The sequence below is a fragment of the Streptosporangium sp. G11 genome, assembly GCF_051192615.1.
In the GTDB taxonomy this organism is placed as follows: domain Bacteria; phylum Actinomycetota; class Actinomycetes; order Streptosporangiales; family Streptosporangiaceae; genus Streptosporangium.
Genome location: NZ_JBPJUQ010000002.1, coordinates 1 through 17622 on the forward strand (window position 1 = coordinate 1; position 17622 = coordinate 17622).

A 17622-nucleotide genomic window follows, 5' to 3' on the forward strand; every position below is an offset into this window, starting at 1 on the left:
TCGTACATGAGCTGGTACGTCAGCGTGCCCGACTTCGAGACCAGGCCGATACGGCCCGCGCTGGTGATGTCGGCCGGAATGATCCCCGCGTTGGACGCGCCGGGGCTGATCAGCCCCGGGCAGTTGGGGCCGATGATCCGGGTCCTGCCGCCCGCCGCCTGGGCGTGGCCCCAGAAGGCCAGCGTGTCGTGGACGGGGATGCCCTCGGTGATCACCACGCAGAGGCCGATCCCCGCGTCGACGGCCTCGATGACCGCGGCCTTGGCGAACCTCGGCGGCACGAAGACCACCGAGACGTCCGCGCCCGTCGAGGCGATCGCCTCGGCGACCGTGCCGAACACCGGGACGCCTCGCTCGGCGAAGTCGACCGTGCCGCCGCCCTTGCCTGGCGTGACACCGGCGACCACGTCGGTGCCCGCCGCGAGCATCCTGGCGGTGTGCCGCCTCCCCTCCGCGCCGGTCATGCCCTGCACGACCACCTTGCTGTCGCCTGTCAAGAAGATCGCCATGCTTGCCACTCCCTCTCAGTGCTGGCGTGCCCTGCGTGGGCGGGACCGGCGGGCTCGCCGTATCCGATGGTCGGCCCGCTCATGCCGCGGCGAGCCTGGCCGCCTCTTCGGCGGCGCCGTCCATGGTCGTGACCTGACGGACCGCGGGGTGCCCGGCCTCGGTGAGGATCCGGCGGCCCTCCTCGGCGTTGTTGCCGTCGAGCCTCACGACGATGGGGCGGCTCAGGCCGCGGTCGCCGAGCAGCCCGAGCGCGGAGACGATGCCGTCGGCCACCGCGTCGCAGGCGGTGATGCCGCCGAAGACGTTGACGAGGACCGACCTGACGTCGGGGTCGGAGAGGATGATCTCCAGGCTGTCGGCCATGACCTGCGCGGACGCTCCGCCCCCGATGTCGAGGAAGTTGGCCGGGCGGACCCCGCCGAAGTGCTCTCCCGCCTGGGCGACGACGTCGAGGGTGCTCATCACCAGCCCCGCGCCGTTGCCGACGACCCCCACGTGGCCGTCGAGCTTGACGTAGTTGAGGCCCTTGGCCCTGGCGCGTGACTCGAGGCCGCCGTCGCCGGGCCCGGCGGTCAGGGCCGCGTGGTCGTGGCGGAAGGCCGCGCCCTCGTCGAGACTGACCTTGCCGTCGAGGGCCAGGACCGAGCTCCCCGCCGTCCAGACCAGGGGGTTGACCTCGACCAGCAGGGCGTCCTCCTCGACCATGACCTGCCAGAGGCGGACCAGCACCTCGGCCACCGCGCCCTGGAGGTCGGAGGGGAAGCCCGCGCGGATCACCAGCTCGCGCGCGGCGCCCTCGTCCATCCCGGTCAGGGGGTCGATCGGCAACTTGACCAGCGCCTCGGGTTTGGTCGCGGCCACCTCCTCGATGTCCATGCCGCCGTGGACGGACGCCATGGCGAGGAAACACCGGTTGGCCCGGTCGACGAGATAGGCCACGTAATACTCCTCGACCGGGATCGTGGCCGTCTCCACGAGCACGGTCTCGGCGATGTGGCCCTTGATGTCCATGCCGAGGATGTGTCGCGCCTCCTGCTCGGCGGAGGCCGGGCCGGGGGCGGGCCGCACGCCCCCGGCCTTTCCCCTGCCGCCGGTCTTCACCTGGGCCTTGATGACGACCGGGACCCCGAGGCCGGCCGCGATCGCGCGCGCGCCCTCGGGGGTGGCCACGACCTCGCCGGTGGGGACGGGGACGCCGTGCCGCGCGAAGAGCTTCTTCGCCTCGTATTCGAACAGGTCCACGCGACCTCCCTGGATATGGTTCTTGTAGACGGTATACCGTATGGAAATCTACTCGTCCAGACCTCGACAGGGACTCCGGCGACGGATATTCCATACGGTATGGAGAAGACGCAGCTCGTACGAGATTGGCGGGGGCGCGATTACCTCGTCGGCGACACCCCGCGGGATCTGATCAACCGTCCCCGGTCATGGATGTTCTGGCTCCCCTGGGCCGCCATGGCCTCCATCGGCGCCATGCAGTACGGCTACGCGGCGGCGGTGCCCGCCCTGGCGCAGGCACGCGGCTGGCCGCTCGCCTCGGCCCTGGCGCCGCTGGCCGTCTGGATCGTCTGCCAGGCGGCCGTGGCCCTGCCCACCGTCCTGCTGCTGCGGCGCGGCGCGCTCGGGATCCGCGTCGCGCTGTGGGCCGGCGCGCCGCTCAGCGCCGCCGCGCTGCTCACGGTGGCCCTCGCCCGCGACCTCCCCGCGGTCTTCGCGGGCTACGCCCTGCTCGGCGGCGTGGGCGCCGGGCTGGTGTACGGCTCGTGCACCGAGGCCGTCGCCCGCTGGTACCCCGAGCGCCCGGCCGCACGGGTGGGCTTCACCACCGGCGCCTTCGCCTACGGCACGGCCCCGCTCGCGGTGGTGGCCGTCCTGGAGGAGGGCGCGACCGTGACCGGTCCGGACGGCGGCGCGCTCCGGCCACTGTTCGTCGTGGCGGCGGTCGTCGCGCTGGCCGCGGTGGGCCTGGCGGCGGCCTTCGTGCGCCTGCCGCCGCCGCACTGGTGGCCCGCCCACATCGACCCGCGCGCCTGGGCCGACGACCGGGTCGCGCTGCGCAGGGAGCCCCGGGCCGTACGCCAGTTCTCCCTGGGCCAGGCGCTGCGCACGGGTTCGCTTCCCACCCTGGTGTCGATCCTGGTCTGCGCGGGGGCGGTCTCCATCTTCGACGTGGTCGCGCTGGCGACCTCCGGCGGTTTCTCCCCCTGGGCCGCGGTCGCCCTGCTCCTGGTGCTCAACGGCGCCGGACGCGCCTGCGCCATGCTCGCCGCCGAGGTGACCGGGCGGGGGCGCACGCTCAGCGCCGTGCTGGCCCTGCTCTGCCTCGGGCAGCTGCTGCTGGCCTGGGGGACGGTGACCGGGTCCGCCGTCATGATCCTGGTCGCGACGGTGCCCGCGGGCCTGGGCGGGGGGGCGTTCTATCCGCTCATCGCCAGCCTGGTGCGCGAATACTTCGGTGAGAAGCACACCGCCTCGATCCACGGCGTGGTCTACAGTGCGAAGGCGGTCGCCGGGCTCGTCGGGGTCGCCCTCGCCGCTCTGGCCCTGACCTCATCGGGCCACGCCGCGGCGTTCTTCCTCGCCGCGGGCCTGGTGCTGGCCGCCGTGGCCCTCAGCGCCACGCTGCGCCAACCTGGTCATCCGGTCACGCTTCCCAGGTGAGCGGGGATGTGATCAGGCTCACCACGGACACCCTGTCCGAAACTGTATACTGTAGGCAGTCGACAAGAGACAACGGGCCGGCCAGACGAGGGGCCGCCATATTTTCTCATCCTGGAGCTGAAGAGACATGGTGCGGTCGGAACTGGCGAACTCGGGAGCGGCGCCCAAGATCCCGCGCCCGACCACCCTCCGGGAGAGCGTTTTCGAGGCGATCCTGGAGCTCATCGTGAACGGGAGCCTCAGCCCCGGCCAGCACCTCGCGGAGAGCGAGCTCGCCGAGCTGCTCGGCGTGTCGCGCCAGCCGGTCCGCGAGGCGCTGCAGATGCTCAGCGGCGAGGGCTGGGTCGACCTCCGTCCCGGCCACGGGGCGTTCGTCCACGCGCCGACCGTGCAGGAGGCCGACCAGTTGCTCGCCGTACGCGCCCTGCTGGAGACCGAGTCGGCGCGGCTGGCCGCGCTCAACTCGGACGCCACGGGCGTGGCCCGGCTGCGCGAGGTGTGCGCGCGCGGGCTCCGCGCTCTGGAGGCGGACGACATCGAGTCCTCGGTGGCGGCCAACTCGGAGCTGCACGCGCTGGTCACCGAGCTGTCCGGCAACGCGGTCCTCGCGGAGCTGGCCTCCCAGGTCTCCCGCCGCGTGCGGTGGTACCACACACCGGTGGCCCGCCAGCGTGGCCGCGCCTCCTGGGAGGAGCACGGCCAGCTGATCGACGCCATCGAGGCGCGCGACGAGACCAGGGCCGCGGAGATCATGCACGACCACACCGGGCACACCCGCTCCTCCTACCTGGAGCAGCGGGCATCCGAGCCCGCCGAGCCGGAGGAGCCCGCGCCCGTCACCCGCCGTCGGCGCCCGCGCTCGCTCAGCGCGAGTTGACCCTCCGCCCCCCGGGTTCCGCTCCCCCCGGCTCGCGCCGGCCCTCACCGGCCGGCGCGAGCCGATCCCGGCCCGTTCCCCTGTCCGCGCCGATCTGACCCGGCGCGGGCCGTTCCCTCCCCCGCCGGTTCGAGCCGGTACGGGCTGATCACCGGAAAACCCGCTCGTGCCGGTCCGATCCGGCACGAGACGGTCCAGCACGTCCCGGTCCGGGGAAGCAGGTTCGAGACAGCACATCCGAAAAAACACGGACGAAACCAGGCGGACCGGCGCCCGAATCCCCACGGGCCGGACCGACGAATCAAACGGACCGGAAACCGCCAATCCGTACGGGCCGGCATCGGCTAATCAAACGGACCGGAAACCGCCGATCCACGCGGTCCGGCATCGGCTGATCCGTACCGGCCGGCATGGAAAAGCGCGGCCATCCCGCGCGGACCGGCAAGGGGATCAAGCTCTTCCCGAGCCGTTCCCACACGGTCCGGGCAGCTCACGGACCAGTTGACACAGAATTCACGGTTGGCCCGTTTGAGTGAAACACCCGGGGCAGATACTTAACGAAAGAATTGGTGGTGATGATCGATGAGAGCGTTTCTCAACAGGTTCCGCTTTCTCACCTCTGGACCAGCGGGCTATTCCGCCGACGGCCGGATGATGGGGCTCGGCCTCGCGACGGCCATGCGGAAGTACGGGTCGGCGGAGAACGCCGAGCGCCATCTGCGCCGCTGGGCGACCGAGCAGCGGACCGACGGGATCGACGTTCCCAAATGAGCGACGAGCGGGGGATCTCCGCCGGGGAGACCACCCGCTCGCGACGGCCGGCCGCGCCTCAGCCGTCCGCGTGCGCCTCGCTCCGCTTCGCGCCGGGCTCGGCGGGATCGACGGCATCGGGGGAACCGGAGGGATCGGCCACCGGGTCCGTGGAGCCGACCGCCGCATCCTCCGCGGAGCCGTGCCCGCCCGCCGGGGTGCGACCGCGGTCGTTCCTCGACTTGAGAAGGCTGGCCACGGTGGTGACGGCCAGCGTGCCGACGATCACCCCGAGGGAGACCAGGATGGGGATCTCCGGGGCCCAGGAGACGCCGTCGTGGTGAAGCGCCTCGAAGATGAGCTTGACACCGATGAAGGCCAGGACGATCGACAGGCCCTTGCTGAGATAGACCAGGCGGTCGAGCAGTCCTCCGATCAGGAAGAACAGCTGCCGCAGCCCCATCAGCGCGAAGGCGTTGGCGGTGAACACCAGGTAGGGCTCCTTGGTCAGCCCGAAGATGGCCGGGATGGAGTCGAGGGCGAACAGCAGGTCCGTGGTCCCGATCGCCACCATCACGATCAGCATCGGGGTGACGGCGCGGCGGCCGTTGACCATCACGGAGAGCGACGAGCCGTGGTAGGTCTCCGTGGTGGGGACGACCCGCCTGACCGTGCGCAGCGCGATGTTCTCGGAGAACTCCGCCTCCTCCTCCTCATGACCGATGAGCTTCCAGGCGGTGTAGATGAGGAAGGCGCCGAAGATGTAGAAGAGCCAGTCGAAGCGGGTCACGGCCTCCGCCCCGGCGGCGATGAAGGCGCCGCGCATGACGAGTGCCAGGACGATGCCGATCAGGAGCACCTTCTGCCGGTAGCGGTCCGGCACCGAGAAACGGCTCATGATCAGCAGGAAGACGAACAGGTTGTCGACACTGAGGGAGTATTCGGTGATCCAACCGGCGAAGAACTCGCCGCCGTGCGACGGCCCCGTGACCACCAGCAGCCCCACGCCGAAGGCGATGGCGAGCGACACGTAGAAGATCACCCAGAACGTGCACTCGCGGAACGAGGGCTTTCGCGGGTTGCGCGCCACGAGGTAGAAGTCGATGGCCAGCACGAGGCCGAACCCGGCGATCGTGACCAGCCACACCCATGTGGGAATGTTCAACGCGCTCCTTTCCGTGCGCGGCGGCGTTCCTTGGCGAGCCACAGCGCCTCAGCGTGCTCAACGTAGGCGGCGAACAGTTCGCGCGCCTGCGGATTGCGCTCTCTCAGGCGCATCAACCAGTGGGGCATGAGCCTCTCGTGCAACCAGAGGAAGCCGATCGCGAAGCCGAGGCTCACCATGGCCTGGTAGGCCAGAAATCCCGCCACCCCGCCGGGCAGGCTGACGTGACCGAGGACGGCCAGGCTGGTGATCGTCTCCTGGAACAGCCGGGCCAGGGGGAAGCCGACCAGCCAGTAGAGACCCGCGGGGGCGAACAGCCCCGGTCTGAACAGGTTCTGGCCGAGCAGGACGGAGTATCCGGCCCCGAGGAGCCCCAGGGGAAGGGCCAGGGTCACCGCGGAGATCGCGGCCCAGCCGGCGGGCTGCCCTGCGAGCAGGGTCAGCCCCCCGGCCATGGCGCCGGCGACGACTCCGATCAGCGCCCCGGGAAGGGCGAGTTCAGCTTGTCGCATCGGCACGGTGTCAGCCCACGACCACGCCGAAGGCGAACAGGCTGTAGAGCAGCATCCCCAGATAGAAGACCGCCCCGAAGCCGATGATCAGGTTGGTCCAGATCTTCGGCCGGATCGGTTTGGGCAACATCCGGTTGTTCACCAGCAGGAGCGTCACGCAGTAGGCGCCCATGGCGAACGTGGACAGGAACGCCAGCGTGTCGAGGATCCCGCTCGGGCCGTCGGCGGGACCGAACAGCAGGATCAGGATGCCGAACGCGATGACGCCCCACAGGAAGGCGGCGTACAGGCGAGACATGCCGAGCTTCTTCGCACCGCGCACGAAGTGGAAGCTCATGTCCGCCTGCCCCCTGGAGAAGGAGTCGAACAGGCCGAGGGTGGCGTTCAGCCCGATCAGCGCGATGAAGCCGAGGAAGACCCCGCCCAGCACCGAGCTGCCCGCGGAGGCGAAGGAGTCGGCCATCGCGTTCAGCGCCACCTCCCTGTCGCCCGACTCGATCACGGCGCGGACGCCGGGGGTGTTTCTCGCCGCCGCCTGCGCGATCACGGTGAAGGAGACCGTGACCAGCATCGTGATGCCCCAGAAGAGCAGGAGGGCGTCGAAGGTGACCCAGCGCCGCCATCCCTTCCACTTGCGCATCTCCTCGGGGTTGCTCGTGTCGAACATGAAGCCGCGCGAGGGCATGGCCTCTTCCTCACCGGCGTGCCGGAGACCGCGGACGGCCGGGATGTGGGATCCCATTCCGGCCCCGGAGTCACGCAGATGCAGGGTGTACCACATCTGCTGCATTCCGGACGGCCCGGCGAAGGCGATCGAACCCACGATGACCGGGAACCAGGCCTCCGAGAGCGCCTGCTGCGGCAGGTAGCCGAAGGCGAACATCCCGGTGATCGTGCTCACCACGTCGCCCCAGGTGCCGACCATGGCCGCCACCACGGCGGTCCCGACGACGAGCGTGCCTATCAGGATCGACAGCACGCTCTCCAGCAGGTTGTAGATCACCTTCGCCAGGCTGAAGACGACCCCGACGAGTATCAGGCCCGCGACGGCCGTGATCACCCATGGAATGCCGGTGATCTGCTCGAAGGCGGCGGCCCCCGCGGACAGATGACCCGGCCAGATGTAGACGAGAATCGCGACGACGAAGAAGAACCACATCAGGGGCTTGAAGACCCGGGCGGCGCCGAAGAAGATGCTCTCCCCCGTCGCCATGGCGTAACGGGCCATCTCCAGCATGACCACGGCCTGGAGAGTGACACCGATGAGGAACAGCCACCGGATCTCCGGCCCGAACAGCAGGACCAGCCGAGGCCACATATACGACTCGCCCATGCCCACACCGAGCGCGACGAGGAACACCGTCGGCCCGAGGATGTGGATCGACGGGGGAGCGTCGGGCAGGGTGCGTATGGGCATCGGCTCCAGCCCGCCCGCCCGCCATACTTTTTCTTCCTGGCCGGATGCGGCGGCGGCTTCGCCGGGCTCCGCTGCAGCCGGTGTTCTCGATGTGTCCACCTGCGGACCTCCTGGGGGGTTGGTTGATCCTGCGAGTGCCCCGATTCGCCCCCTCGCTCATGAAGCGCGGCTCAGCCGCGCAGCAACCCTGCGGCCCTTGCCCAGCGGTATTTGGCACCGAGCACGGCCACGGGCTTCTCCGTGGTGTACGGGTAGGCGATCACCCCGTTCGCGAAGAGATGGTCACAGGCCTGCTCGACCTCGGTGTCACCGGCCAGTGAGGCGACCACGGGCTTGTCGTTGCCCTTGGCCCGCTCCTCGGCCACGACCCGCGCCACCAACTCGGCGAACACCATCGGCGGGGTGACGATCGTGTGCCAGTAACCGATCACCAGCGCGTGCACGCGGGGGTCGGCCAGGCCCAGCCTGATGGTGTTCTCGTACGTGCTGGGCGGTTCGCCACCGGTGATGTCGATGGGGTTGCCCGCCGCCCCGAAGGGCGGGATGTAGGCGCGGAAGGCCTCGTCGAGATCCGGCGGGATCTCCATGAGGGTCAGTCCGTTGTCGACGCAGGCGTCGGAGAGCAGCACTCCCGAGCCGCCCGCCCCGGTGATGATGACGACGTTCTCGCCCTTGGGCGCGGGCATCAGCGGCAGCGCCCTGGCGTACTCGAGCATGTCGTTGAGGCCCGGGGCCCGCACGACGCCCGCCTGGCGGAGGATGTCGTCGTAGACCTTGTCGTCGCCGGCCAGCGCCCCGGTGTGCGAGCCCGCGGCCCGCGCGCCCATCGCGGTGCGCCCGGCCTTGAGCACGATCACCGGCTTCTTGGCGACCATCCGCTGGGCGGCCTCGACGAACCCGCGCCCGTCCTTGAGGTCTTCCAGGTGCATGGCCACGCAGTTGGTGTTGTCGTCCTGCTCGAAGAAGGTGAGCAGGTCGTCCTCGTCGACGTCGGCCTTGTTGCCGACCCCGACGATCGCCGAGACGCCCATCCCGGTGGTACGGCTGAAGCCGAGGATGGCCATGCCGATGCCACCGCTCTGCGAGGTCAGCGCGACCCCGCCCTTCACGTCGTACGGCGTGCAGAACGTGGCGCACAGGTTTTCCGGCGTGTAGTAGTAGCCGTAGATGTTGGGGCCGAGCATGCGCATGCCGTGCTTGCGGGCGATCTCGACGATCTCCTGCTGGCCCTCGACGTTGCCCGTCTCGGCGAACCCGGACGGGATCATGATGGCTCCCGCCACCCCCTTGCGCCCGGCGTCCTCCAGCGCCGCGGGCACGAACTTGGCCGGGATGGCGAAGACCGCCACGTCGACCTCCCCGGGCACGTCGGCGATGCTGGGGTAGGCGGGCAATCCGAGGATCTCCGAGGACTTCGGGTTGATCGGGTAGATGTGGCCCCGGTAGCCGCCGTTGATCAGGTTGCGCATGACCGAGTTGCCGATCTTGCCGCTCTCGCCGGAGGCTCCGATCACCGCGACGGCACGCGGCTTGAAGATCCGGTTCATCCCGGCGAGGATCTCCTCCCGCGAGAGCCGGGCGGGCGGGGCCACGGGGTCGGCGTCGAGGAGGATGCGCACGTCGGCGGCCGTCGCGCCGTCGGAGGTGGCGAAGACGGGGTTCAGGTCCACCTCCGCGATCTCGGGGAAGTCTCCGACAAGGGCTCCGACTCGCTCGATCATGTTCGCCAGCGCCCCCCTGTCGGCCGCCTCCGCACCACGAACACCGCGCAGCACCTCCGCCGCCCTGATGTCGTCCAGCATCCCGAGTGCATCATCACCCGAGAGGGGGGCCAGCCGGAAGGTCACGTCCTTGAGGACTTCGACGAGCACCCCGCCGAGCCCGAACGCGACAACCTTGCCGAAGGTCTGGTCGGTGACCGCGCCGATGATCACCTCGTGCCCGGCGCCGACCATGGCCTGGACCTGGACGCCGTCGATCGACGCCTCGGGGTCGTACGAGCGCGCTGAGGCCAGGATCCGGTCGTAGCCCGCGCGCACCGCGTCGAGGTCGGCCAGGCCGACGAGCACCCCGCCCGCCTCGGTCTTGTGCAGGATGTCAGGAGAGACGATCTTGAGCACCACGGGCAGGCCGATCTCCCCGGCGAGCGACACCGCCTCCTCGGCCGAGGTCGCCACCCCTTCACCGGGGGTCGAGATGCCGTACGCCTGGCAGATCCTCCTGCCTTCGGGGGCGGTCAGCGCGGTGCGGCCCTCGGCGCGGGCTTTGTCCAGCACCTCGCGTACGGCGGCCTGGTCATACGCCATCAGATGACTCCGTTCGTCTTCAGCTCGGCCAGCTCGTCGGCGGACAGGCCGAGGCCGGCGTAGATCTCGGTGTTGTGCTCGCCGAGCAGAGGAGGTGCGGTGACGTCGACCGGCGAGTCGGACAGGTGCAGCGGGCTGCCGACCGTCACGAAGGAGCCGCGCTCGGGGTGGTCGACCTCGACCAGCGCGCCCTCCTGCCGCAGGCTCTCGTCCTCCAGCAGCTCCTTGGTGGACAGGATCGGGCCGCAGGGGATGTTGGCGGCGTTGAGCCGGTCGAGGACCTCCCACTTGTCGCGGGTGATGCTCCACTCCTCGATGAGCTGGAACATCTTGTCGAGCTTGGGAAGGCGCGCCTCCGGGGTGGCCCACTCGGGGTCGTCGCCCAGCTCGGGGCGGCCGATGATCCCGGCGAGCGGCGCCCAGCCGACCGGCTGCACGATGACGTAGATGTAGTCGTTGGGGCCGCCGGGGGCGCACCGCACGGCCCAGCCGGGCTGGCCGCCGCCCGAGGCGTTGCCCGAGCGCGGCACCTCGTCACCGAAGGTCTTGTTGGGGTATTCCGACAGGGGCCCGTGGCCGAGCCGCTGCTGGTCGCGGAGCTTCACCCGGCACAGGTTGAGCACCGCGTGCTGCATGGCCACCTGGACGCGCTGGCCGCGCCCGGTCTGCTCGCGCTGGTAGAGGGCGGCCAGGATGCCGGCGACGGCGTGGATGCCGGTGCCCGAGTCGCCGATCTGGGCGCCGGTGGCCAGCGGCGGGCCGTCCTCGAAGCCGGTGGTGCTCATCGAGCCGCCCATCGCCTGGGCGATCACCTCGTACGCCTTGAACTTGGCGTAACGTCCCGGGCCGAAACCCTTGATCGAGGCGTAGACCAGCCGCGGGTTGAGCTCCTGGAGGCGGTCCCAGGAGAACCCCATCCGGTCGACCGCGCCGGGCCCGAAGTTCTCCACCAGGATGTCGGAGTCGCGGAGCAGATCGGTGAAGATCTGCTTGCCGCGCTCGCTCTTCATGTTGAGGGTGATGCTGCGCTTGTTGCAGTTCAGCATCGTGAAGTAGAGGCTGTCGACGTCGGGGACGTCGCGCAGCTGCTTGCGGGTGATGTCGCCGGAGGGCGCCTCCAACTTGATCACGTCGGCGCCGAGCCAGGCCAGGAGCTGCGTACAGGACGGACCCGACTGCACGTGGGTCATGTCGAGGACGCGGACACCTTCCAGTGCCTTCATGGGGTCCCCCTCACTTGTACATGGTCTGGTTCATGGTTCCGGGGGCGTATACGTCCGGATCGACCCACACGTTGATGAGGGCGGGCTTGCCCGACTCGCGGGCCCGCTCCAGGGCGGGCCTGATGTCGGCGGGGTCCCTGACCTCCTCGCCGTGGCCGCCCAGCATCCGGGCGAACTCGTCGTATCTGACGTCGCCGAGGGTGTTGCCGACCCGGCCGCGGTTCTCGCCGTACTTGGCGGCCTGGCCGTAGCGGATCTGGTTCATCGACGAGTTGTTGCCGATGACGCCGATGAACGGCAGGTTGAAGCGGACCATCGTCTCGAAGTCCCAGCCGGTGAGGCTGAACGCCCCGTCTCCGAAGAGGCAGAGCACCTCCTTGTCGGGCTTGGCGTATTTGGCCGCCATGGCGAAGGCGACGCCGACGCCGAGGGTGCCGAGCGGCCCGGGGTCCATCCAGTGGCCGGGCGACTTGGGCTGGACGACCTGACCGGAGAAGGTGACGATGTCGCCGCCGTCGCCGATGTAAATGGTGTCCTCGGTGAGGAACTCGTTGATCTCGTGGACCAGGCGGTAGGGGTCGATCGGCTGCGAGCCGGAGAGCTGGCGGGGCAGCCGCTTCTCGTAGGCCGCGGTCTCGACCGCGCGCAGTTCCTCCAGCCACTCCTTGCGCCGGGTCCCGCCGTTCTCGACGCGGCCCGAGGCGGCCTGGGTGGCCGCGGCCAGGATCAGCCCGGCGTCGCCGACGATGCCCAGGTCGACGTCGCGGTTCTTGCCGACGGTGCGGTAGTCGAGGTCGATCTGGACCACCGTCGCCGAGGGCGACAGGCGCTTGCCGTAACCCATCCGGAAGTCGAACGGGGTGCCGACGATGATGATCAGGTCGGCGTTGGTGAAGGCGTAGCGCCGGGAGAGCTGGAAGTGGTGCGGGTCGCCGGGGGGCAGCGTGCCGCGGGCCGAGCCGTTCATGTAGGCGGGGACGTTGAGCGCGCGGACGAAGTTGATGGCGTCGTCGGTGCCCCGGGTGGTCCAGACCTGGCTGCCCAGCAGGACGCAGGGCTTCTCCGCGTGGGCCAGCAGGTCGGCGAGGCGCTCGACGGCCTCGGGGTCTCCGGCCTGGCGTACGGAGGCGCGGTAGCGGCCGGCCTCGGGGATGCGGGCCTTGGAGATCGGGACGCTGGCGTCGAGGACGTCGCGCGGGATCTCCAGGAAGGACGGCCCGGGAGCGCCGTGGAAGCACTCCCTGAAGGCCATCGAGACGATGTCGGCCACCCGCTCGGTCGAGGGGACCGTGGCCGCGAACTTGGTGATCGGGGTCATCATGTCGACGTGGGGCAGGTCCTGCAGCGACCCCATCTTGTGCTGGCTCAGAGCCCCCTGCCCCCCGATGAGCAGCATGGGGCTCTCAGCTCTGAAGGCGTTGGCGACGCCGGTCACCGCGTCGGTGGTGCCCGGTCCCGCCGTCACGACCGCGCAACCCGGCTTGCCGGTGATCCGGGCGTAACCGTCGGCCGCGTGCGCCGCCACCTGCTCGTGGCGGACGTCGATGACCTCGATGCCCTCGTCGACGCAACCGTCGTAGATATCGATGATGTGGCCGCCGCAGAGCGTGAAGATCACATCGATCCCCTCCGCCTTCAGCGCCTTCGCCACCAGGTGGCCTCCGGAGATGGTTTCCGGCGCCGTGTCCGCTGGCTGGGTCATTCTGGTGGTCCTCTCGATTGTGTTCTCCATACTGCATACCGTATGAGGGCAATGGTTACCCCCGGGGTCCGGCGATGTCTAGACCCTTTGTGCGGGCAGTGAGACGAGCTCGACCGGCTCGCCCCTCCACCCGGGCGGGACGACCGCGAGCGCTTCGGCGAGCGCGGCCCCCCACAGCGACCCCGGCCGGTCGTGCCCGACGGGCACCGCGCCACGGCCGCCGCGCCGCACCGCGACCATGCGGGTGTCGGCGTGGTGGGGCCGCACCCGACCGGCCAGCGCGGACCGCTCGCGCGGGGCCTCGGGCCCGCCCGCGAGCGCCCGGACCGCCGGGGCGAGCAGCGTCAGCGCGGCGACCAGCGCGGCGTAGGGATTGCCCGGCAGCCCGGCCACCAGGCGCCCGTCGGGAAGCCTCGCGAGGAGCTGCGGGTGGCCCGGCCGCACCGCGACGCCGTCGACGAGGATCTCCGCCCCGAGCCCGGCGAGCACCGCTCTCAGGTGGTCGGCGGGCCCCTTCGACGAGGCGCCGCAGACCACGACCACCTGACCCGGCGGACCGCCCGGGGGCCCGGCGAGCGCGGCGGCCAGGGCGCGCGCCCCGTCGGGCAGCCACAGCGGCGCCTCGGCCCGGCCGCCCGCCCACTCGACGAGCCCCGGCAGCATGGGACCGATCGCGTCGCGCACCCGCCCCGGGCCCGGCACCCCCAGCGTGACCACCTCGTCGCCCGTGACCAGCACGGACACCAGGGGTTTCGGCCGCACGCGAAGCACGTCGTGCCCGAGCCCCGCCGCGAGACCGAGCACCGCGGGCGTGACGGCCGAACCGGCCGTGAGCACGACGGCCCCCAGCGGGCAGTCCTCGCCGCGCCTGCGGATGTGCCTGCCGGGCTCGACCGCCCCCGGAGGGGCCGACACCCACTCGCCGGCCGGCTCGCCCGCCGTGCGGGACTCCCCGCCCGGCGGCGCGAACCTGCCGAGCGGCGGCGTGAACCGGCCCGGTGGCGCGGACCGTCCCGGCACCCCGACGGGCCGTACGGCCAGCTCGTAGGGCAGCACCGCCTCGGCGCCCTCGGGCACCGGGGCGCCGGTGGCGATCTCCACCGCCGTGCCGGGCCCGAGCGCGGCCCCGAAGGCCGCGCCCCCGGCGAGCACGAGGCCCGCGATCCGCCAGGGCGGATCACCCGCGACCGCGTAGCCGTCCATCGCGGCCACGTCGGCACCGGGCACCGGGACGAGGGCGCGCAGCGGCTCCGCCAGGCGGCAGCCGTACGCCAGATGGAGGGGGAGGTCGACCGGGGAGAGCGGTCCAGCGGCGGACGCCGCGACCCTCCGGGCCGACTCCCAGGGGAGCGCCTCCGCGGGGGCACCGTGGTGCGGCGGCGGCCCCGGCGAGGGCACGGCGTCCGGATCGCGGGACGGGGCTTCGTGGACGGTGGATCTAGGTACGGCCATCGGCAGCTCCTTGACCGGATTTTTTCCATACTGTATACCGAATGCACTATGGACGCGAGGACGGAGCCTCTTGTGAAAGTCGCTGTTCTTGGCGCCGGCGCCATCGGCGCCTACGTCGGCGCCGCCCTGTGCAGGGCAGGCGCCGAGGTGCATCTGATCGCCCGCGGAGAGCACCTCGCGGCGATGCGCGCATCAGGAGTACGCGTGCTGAGCCCGCGCGGAGACTTCACCGCCCACCCCCACACCACCGACGACCCCCGAGAGATCGGCCCGGTGGACCACGTCTTCCTCGGTCTCAAGGCCAACTCCTACGCGGCGGCCGGGCCCATGATCCAGCCGCTGCTCCACGAGACCACCGGCCTCATCGCGGCCCAGAACGGCATCCCGTGGTGGTATTTCCACCGGTTGTCCGGCCCCTACCAGGGCCACGTGATCGAGAGCGTCGACCCCGGCGGGGCGGTCACCGCCGCGCTGCCGCTGGAGCGCGCCATCGGATGCGTCGTCTACGCGGCGACGGAGATCGAGGCGCCCGGCGTGATCCGCCACCTGGAGGGCACCCGGTTCTCCATCGGCGAGCCCGACGGCTCCCTCTCCACCCGCTGTGTCGACTTCAGCTCCGCCATGATCGCGGGCGGGTTGAAATGTCCCGTCGAGGCCGATCTACGGCGCGACATCTGGATCAAGCTCATGGGCAACATCGCCTTCAACCCGATCAGTGCGCTCACCCGGGCGACCATGGCCGGCATCTGCCGCCACCGCGGGACGCGCGACCTCGTCGTCACCATGATGCGCGAGACCGTCGACGTGGCCCGCAGGGTGGGCTGCGATCCGGACATCTCGATCGAGCGCCGGATCGCGGGCGCCGAGCGGACGGGGGAGCACAAGACCTCCACGCTCCAGGACCTGGAGAAGGGCAAGCCCCTGGAGCTCGACGTGCTCCTCGCCGCCGTCGTGGAACTGGCCGACCTGACCGGGGCCGAGGTGCCCACGCTGCGGGCGATCCACGCGGTCGCCGACCTCTTGGACGAGCGGGTCCGGGAAAATCTTGCCGCCGCCAGTTGATGCGACATACCGTAGACTGTATACAGGACTGTCGAAAGGATGGGGTATGAAGAGGGACCGCGGGGACCGCGCCGAGCACTACGACCGGCTCACCCATCCCCTTGTCCGCGAAAACGGCGTGCTGCGCCGCGCCACCTGGGACGAGGCGCTGCGACGCGCCGCGGAGGGCTTCCGGCGCAACGTCGACAAGCACGGGCCCAACGCCTTCGCGATGCTGTCGTGCGCTCGTTCCACCAACGAGATGAACTACGTGGGTCAGAAGTTCACCCGGGTCGTAATCGGCACCAACAACGTCGACTCCTGCAACCGCACCTGCCACGCCCCGAGCGTCGCGGGCCTGTCCGCGGCCTTCGGCAGCGGCGGCGGCACCTCCTCCTACCAGGAGGTGGAGGACGCCGACGTGATCGTGATGTGGGGCTCCGCCGCGCGCAACGCGCACCCGATCTTCTTCCACCACGTGCTCAAGGGGATAAGAAAGGGCGCCCGCATGTTCGCGGTCGACCCCCGGCGCACGGGCACCGCCGAGTGGGCCGACCTGTGGATGGGCCTCAACGTGGGCACCGACATCCCGCTCGCGCACGCCGTGGCCCGGGAGATCATCCACGCGGGGCTGCACAACGCCTCGTTCATCGAGCGCGCCACCGAGGGCTTCGAGGAGTTCGCCGCCTCGGTCGAGCCGTGGACGCTCCCGGTGGCCGAGCAGGTCACCGGCGTGCCCGCGGCCGCCATCCGGGAGCTCGCGCACGCCTACGCCAGGGCCGACCGCGCCCAGCTGTGCTGGACGCTCGGCATCACCGAGCACCACAACGCCACCGACAACGTGCGCGCCCTCATCAACCTGGCGCTGCTCACCGGCCACGTCGGCCGGTACGGCTCGGGCCTGTCCCCGCTGCGCGGCCAGAACAACGTGCAGGGCGGCGGCGACATGGGAGCCATCCCCAACCGGCTGCCCGGCTTCCAGGACATCCTCGACCCGGAGATCCGCGTCAAGTTCGAGCAGGCGTGGGACACCCCCATCCAGCCGCGCTACGGCCTCAACCTCACCGAGATGCTGGAGGCGATGGCCGAGGGCGAGGTCACCACCTGTTATCTCATCGGGGAAAACCCGGTGCAGTCCGAGGCCGACTCACTGAACTGTGTCAAGCGGCTCAGCATGCTCGACCACCTGGTCGTGCAGGACATCTTCCTGACCAAGACCGCCCAGATGGCCGACGTGGTGCTGCCGGCGGGCGCGGCCTGGTGCGAGAGCGAGGGCACCTTCACCAACAGCGAGCGGCGGGTGCAGCGGGTCCGCAAGGCGCTCCAGGCACCGGGCGAGGCCCGCGACGACATCTGGATCCTCTGCGAGCTGGCCCGCCGCCTGGGCCACGACTGGAACTACACCGGTGCCGAGGAGGTCTGGGACGAGCTCCGCGCCCTCTCCCCCGCCCACACCGGCATGACCTACGACAGGCTCGACAAACTCCAGGGCATCCAGTGGCCCTGCCCGTCCGAAGACTCCCTCGAACCGCCCTTCCTGCACGGGCGGCTCTGGGAGAGCGACCCGGCCCGCCGGGGCAGGGCCGCGCCGTTCGCGGTGCTCAGACATTCCCCACCGGTCGACCTGCTCGACGACGAATATCCTCTGCGGCTCACCACCGGCCGCCGTCTCGACTCCTACAACACCGGCGTGCAGTCGTCCGGATTCGCCTCGCCGCTGCGCAGGGGCGAGAACATCGAGCTGTCCCCCGAGGACGCCACGCGGCTGGGGGTGAGTCCCGGCGAGGAGGTCAGGATCAGCTCCCGGCGCGGCTCGGTCGTCGCCCCCGTCCACATCGACCCGGCCCTGCGTCCCGGCCTGGTCTTCATGACGATGCACTTCCCCGACGAGGTCGACACCAACTCCCTCACCATCGAGGCCACCTGCCCGATCGCGGGCACCGCCGAGTTCAAGGCCGCCGCCGTGCGCGTCGACAAGCTCGTACCCGCGAAGGCCGGGTGAC

Annotated in this window: 13 protein-coding genes and 1 pseudogene; 5 read left to right on the forward strand and 9 right to left on the reverse strand. The window is 70.6% G+C overall.

Translation table 11 applies throughout. From position 1 onward, the window contains the following. Positions 1 to 509 (reverse strand): annotated as a pseudogene (locus tag ACSDR0_RS02085) (succinate--CoA ligase subunit alpha); the annotation flags it as partial. A 79-nt stretch (positions 510 to 588) separates the two neighbouring features. Then, positions 589 to 1752: an ADP-forming succinate--CoA ligase subunit beta gene (sucC, locus tag ACSDR0_RS02090; protein ID WP_435286978.1), complete on the reverse strand. Its 1164-nt coding sequence runs from the start codon at positions 1750 to 1752 to the stop codon at positions 589 to 591. A 99-nt stretch (positions 1753 to 1851) separates the two neighbouring features. On the opposite strand from sucC, the gene ACSDR0_RS02095 reads away from it, so the two are divergent. The 3 genes from ACSDR0_RS02095 (at position 1852) to ACSDR0_RS02105 (ending at position 4822) form a co-directional block, all read left to right on the forward strand. Beyond that, positions 1852 to 3174 (forward strand): MFS transporter, encoded by a 1323-nt coding sequence (locus tag ACSDR0_RS02095; RefSeq protein ID WP_435286979.1) that lies wholly within the window; start codon positions 1852 to 1854, stop codon positions 3172 to 3174. A gap of 127 nt (positions 3175 to 3301) precedes the next feature. Then, a complete protein-coding gene (locus ACSDR0_RS02100) occupies positions 3302 to 4051 on the forward strand; it encodes a GntR family transcriptional regulator (protein WP_435286980.1) in 750 nt (249 codons plus the stop codon). A 582-nt stretch (positions 4052 to 4633) separates the two neighbouring features. Next, positions 4634 to 4822, forward strand: a complete 189-nt coding sequence (locus tag ACSDR0_RS02105; RefSeq protein ID WP_435286981.1) for a hypothetical protein — start codon at positions 4634 to 4636, stop codon at positions 4820 to 4822. 58 nt (positions 4823 to 4880) lie between these two features. Here ACSDR0_RS02105 and ACSDR0_RS02110 read toward each other — a convergent pair whose 3' ends face one another. The 7 genes from ACSDR0_RS02110 to ACSDR0_RS02140 all read right to left on the reverse strand — a co-directional run bounded on the left by ACSDR0_RS02110 (position 4881) and on the right by ACSDR0_RS02140 (position 14578). After that, a complete protein-coding gene (locus ACSDR0_RS02110) occupies positions 4881 to 5966 on the reverse strand; it encodes a TerC family protein (RefSeq protein WP_435286982.1) in 1086 nt (361 codons plus the stop codon). After that, positions 5963 to 6478: a hypothetical protein gene (locus ACSDR0_RS02115; protein ID WP_435286983.1), complete on the reverse strand. Its 516-nt coding sequence runs from the start codon at positions 6476 to 6478 to the stop codon at positions 5963 to 5965. Before ACSDR0_RS02115 ends, ACSDR0_RS02110 begins: the two co-directional genes overlap by 4 nt. Positions 6479 to 6488: 10 nt before the next feature. Further along, positions 6489 to 7895: an Nramp family divalent metal transporter gene (locus ACSDR0_RS02120; RefSeq protein WP_435286984.1), complete on the reverse strand. Its 1407-nt coding sequence runs from the start codon at positions 7893 to 7895 to the stop codon at positions 6489 to 6491. A gap of 170 nt (positions 7896 to 8065) precedes the next feature. Then, positions 8066 to 10201 carry an acetate--CoA ligase family protein gene (locus ACSDR0_RS02125; protein ID WP_435286985.1) on the reverse strand — a complete coding sequence of 712 codons (2136 nt, stop codon included), beginning with the start codon at positions 10199 to 10201 and terminating at the stop codon, positions 8066 to 8068. After that, positions 10201 to 11424: a formyl-CoA transferase gene (gene frc / locus ACSDR0_RS02130; RefSeq protein WP_435286986.1), complete on the reverse strand. Its 1224-nt coding sequence runs from the start codon at positions 11422 to 11424 to the stop codon at positions 10201 to 10203. Before frc ends, ACSDR0_RS02125 begins: the two co-directional genes overlap by 1 nt. Positions 11425 to 11434: 10 nt before the next feature. Then, complete coding sequence (locus ACSDR0_RS02135; protein WP_435286987.1) at positions 11435 to 13126, reverse strand: thiamine pyrophosphate-binding protein; 1692 nt, start codon at positions 13124 to 13126, stop codon at positions 11435 to 11437. A 78-nt stretch (positions 13127 to 13204) separates the two neighbouring features. Continuing rightward, positions 13205 to 14578 carry a molybdopterin-binding protein gene (locus ACSDR0_RS02140; protein ID WP_435286988.1) on the reverse strand — a complete coding sequence of 458 codons (1374 nt, stop codon included), beginning with the start codon at positions 14576 to 14578 and terminating at the stop codon, positions 13205 to 13207. Positions 14579 to 14650: 72 nt separating this feature from the next. Between ACSDR0_RS02140 and ACSDR0_RS02145 the strand changes: the two genes are divergently transcribed. Both ACSDR0_RS02145 and ACSDR0_RS02150 read left to right on the forward strand, forming a co-directional pair. After that, a complete protein-coding gene (locus tag ACSDR0_RS02145; protein ID WP_435286989.1) occupies positions 14651 to 15640 on the forward strand; it encodes a 2-dehydropantoate 2-reductase in 990 nt (329 codons plus the stop codon). A 46-nt stretch (positions 15641 to 15686) separates the two neighbouring features. Further along, positions 15687 to 17621: a molybdopterin oxidoreductase family protein gene (locus tag ACSDR0_RS02150; protein ID WP_435286990.1), complete on the forward strand. Its 1935-nt coding sequence runs from the start codon at positions 15687 to 15689 to the stop codon at positions 17619 to 17621. The last annotated feature ends 1 nt before the right edge of the window (position 17622 follow it).

Coding starts and splice junctions, on each gene's coding strand:
- frc (WP_435286986.1), bottom strand. CDS start 11,424: ATGAAGGCACTGGAAGGTGTCCGCGTCCTCGACATGACCCACGTGCAG.
- ACSDR0_RS02115 (WP_435286983.1), bottom strand. CDS start 6,478: ATGCGACAAGCTGAACTCGCCCTTCCCGGGGCGCTGATCGGAGTCGTC.
- ACSDR0_RS02135 (WP_435286987.1), bottom strand. CDS start 13,126: ATGACCCAGCCAGCGGACACGGCGCCGGAAACCATCTCCGGAGGCCAC.
- ACSDR0_RS02105 (WP_435286981.1), top strand. CDS start 4,634: ATGAGAGCGTTTCTCAACAGGTTCCGCTTTCTCACCTCTGGACCAGCG.
- ACSDR0_RS02150 (WP_435286990.1), top strand. CDS start 15,687: ATGAAGAGGGACCGCGGGGACCGCGCCGAGCACTACGACCGGCTCACC.
- ACSDR0_RS02140 (WP_435286988.1), bottom strand. CDS start 14,578: ATGGCCGTACCTAGATCCACCGTCCACGAAGCCCCGTCCCGCGATCCG.
- ACSDR0_RS02100 (WP_435286980.1), top strand. CDS start 3,302: ATGGTGCGGTCGGAACTGGCGAACTCGGGAGCGGCGCCCAAGATCCCG.
- ACSDR0_RS02095 (WP_435286979.1), top strand. CDS start 1,852: ATGGAGAAGACGCAGCTCGTACGAGATTGGCGGGGGCGCGATTACCTC.
- ACSDR0_RS02125 (WP_435286985.1), bottom strand. CDS start 10,201: ATGGCGTATGACCAGGCCGCCGTACGCGAGGTGCTGGACAAAGCCCGC.
- ACSDR0_RS02120 (WP_435286984.1), bottom strand. CDS start 7,895: ATGCCCATACGCACCCTGCCCGACGCTCCCCCGTCGATCCACATCCTC.